Source organism: Pseudomonas sp. NPDC088414, from assembly GCF_044753325.1.
Taxonomy (GTDB): Bacteria; Pseudomonadota; Gammaproteobacteria; order Pseudomonadales; family Pseudomonadaceae; genus Aquipseudomonas.
This window is the reverse complement of record NZ_JBIVMY010000076.1, coordinates 1-1572: the sequence shown is the minus strand read 5'-3', so window position 1 is coordinate 1572 and position 1572 is coordinate 1. Positions and strand designations below refer to the sequence as shown.

The 1572-nt window shown below is 56.0% G+C and carries 1 protein-coding gene and 1 pseudogene; one reads left to right on the top strand and one right to left on the bottom strand.

From position 1 onward, the window contains the following. The first annotated feature begins 169 nt into the window (after positions 1-169). Positions 170-529 (top strand): DUF6124 family protein, encoded by a 360-nt coding sequence (locus ACIP8I_RS27130; RefSeq protein ID WP_400764924.1) that lies wholly within the window; start codon positions 170-172, stop codon positions 527-529. A 187-nt stretch (positions 530-716) separates the two neighbouring features. Here the strand turns inward: ACIP8I_RS27130 and ACIP8I_RS27125 are convergent. After that, positions 717-1572 (bottom strand): annotated as a pseudogene (locus ACIP8I_RS27125) (hypothetical protein); the annotation flags it as partial.

Here is a 1572-nt window from a genome sequence, read left to right as displayed (position 1 = left end):
CGGGCCGGCCCGCCCAACCCCTAACTACCTCCTGGGCCCCGGTGTTGCCGCTGCCGCTGGCTGCTATCTTTTGATCTTTTTTTAAAATAAAAATAAAAAAAGATCGCAGCCTGCGGCAGCTCCTACAGGTCATCATTCATTCAAAGTAACTCGATCGGAGTTCCAGCTGATGCCCGAAACCTCACCCAATCCGCCAATCACAGACCCGCTATCACCCTACGAATCCCGCAACTCCAGAAAACTCCACGAAGCCGCCGAACGCGCCCTCGACCACTACCTGGCACCAGCGCAAATCATGGCGACGCCCTACACCCCCAGCAGCATGTTCCTGGTCAACCCGCAAACCGACACCGAGTCCCTGCTGGCCAACGCCTGCGAATCCCTGGCCTCGGCCACGGTGATGCTCGGCGATTTCGCCGGCACGCTGGAGGGGTCGAGTCGCAATACGGCGTTGGGCATTGCGCAGGTGGTGATGCTCGGTGAGCTGGCGGTGAATCAGGCGCTGGATAATGTTGTGCCCAGGGAATAGGCGCTGATAGGTCTGGCCTCATCGCGGGCAGGCTCGCTCCTACAGGGGATCTGCGTGGGTCACAGGTTATGTGCCCGGCAAAGATCCCTTGTATTCGTGAGCCGGCCTGCGATTGGTATTGAATACATCCGTCCCCTTATCCAGCGGTGAACCTATTCCACCGGCGCGTTGCAGGTGACAGAACTTTTTAGCTACGGAAGGTGACCGTAAACAACCTGAGACCAGAAACAGCGTCTGCTACACCCGCAGATGTCAACACGATTTTGATTGCATTGAACGCTTGGCCGTTGCCTGCGGTGACGTCAACTTCAAATATCATATTATCTGGGACGGAGAGCGGCATTGAGGACACCACATTATTGCTTTGTAGGAACTCAAGCTGAATACGCATCCAGCCTGGCTCTTGCGGCATAGGAAAGCCTCTGATTGTCGCACTCTTTGCACTTCCTTGTTTCAGTGCCAAGGAGTACGCAAGTATGGTCGGTGTATTTACGTGCGCCAGAGTACCCCCCAATGCACCTTCAAATACGACGACACGATTATAACTTTTCCCGATGTTTGTAATGAGAGTTACGTTGGTGTGCGTCCCCTCGAGGGATTCCCCTTGCTCGTAAATATATCTGTATGGATATGACAGGAAGTCTTCGACGAGGTGAACGGGTGCTTCCACGACTACAATTCGCGGAGCCGATACAGCCCCACTGCCATACAACGCTATGGCGGTGAAACTGTGCGATGCCACACTCAAGCCCGTCATGGTCAGTTTCCATAGGCCCGTGTTCTGATCGACGTTCGCCTCCCCTTTGACGGTGGTACCGTCCTTGATCTGGACTTTCTGGCCTTTTGCCCCGGCCCCTTCAAGCGTGACCGTAGTATCGAGGGTCGATTGCCCGGGGAGAATCTCTACCCCATGTGAGTCTTCCGCCCGAGTGATGGTCGGTGCGGTACTGGCCGTCACCGTCAACGTCCACGCCGCGGACACCTGACCACTGCCATACAGCGCAATGGCGGTGAAGCTGTGAGCGGCCACGCTCAAGCCTGTC